The 454-nt window shown below is 76.0% G+C and carries 1 protein-coding gene; it reads left to right on the forward strand.

The features are described 5' to 3' along the window. Positions 1 to 24: 24 nt before the first annotated feature. Positions 25 to 454 (forward strand): efflux RND transporter periplasmic adaptor subunit (locus D183_RS0116515; protein WP_232757296.1); only part of this gene is annotated, 430 nt, incomplete at its 3' end.

The following is a 454-nucleotide window of genomic DNA, read 5'->3' on the forward strand; positions in this document are numbered from 1 at the left end:
CGCGCGCCCCTGGTGGGCGCGCTCGTGGCGCTCGCGGCGCTGGCGCTCGCTGGCTGTCGCCATGACGCCGAAAGCCTCGCGCCGCCGCCGTTGCCGGCGCTGGCGACCGTGCCGGTGGAGCCCGCGGCGATGGCATCGCGCTCCTGGGACGGCGTCGTGACCGCGGTGGAGTACGCCGATCTGAGTGCGCAGACCGGCGGGCGCGTGCGCAGCGTCGCGGTGGACGTGGGCGACCGGGTCGCCGCCGGCCAGGTGCTGCTGCAACTCAGCGCAGTGGAACAGCGCGCCGGTGTGGCCAGTGCGCAGGCGCAAGTGCGTGCCGCGACGGCCAGCGCCGACGAAGCCGAGGCCAGCTATCGCCGCTATGCGTCCCTGGCCGGGGCGCAATACGTGTCGCGCGCGCAACTGGACCAGGCCCGCGCCACCCGCGATGCGGCGAACGCCGCACGCGCTA

Origin of the sequence: Xanthomonas sp. SHU 199, assembly GCF_000364665.1 — a bacterium.
Classification (GTDB): domain Bacteria; phylum Pseudomonadota; class Gammaproteobacteria; order Xanthomonadales; family Xanthomonadaceae; genus Xanthomonas_A; species Xanthomonas_A sontii.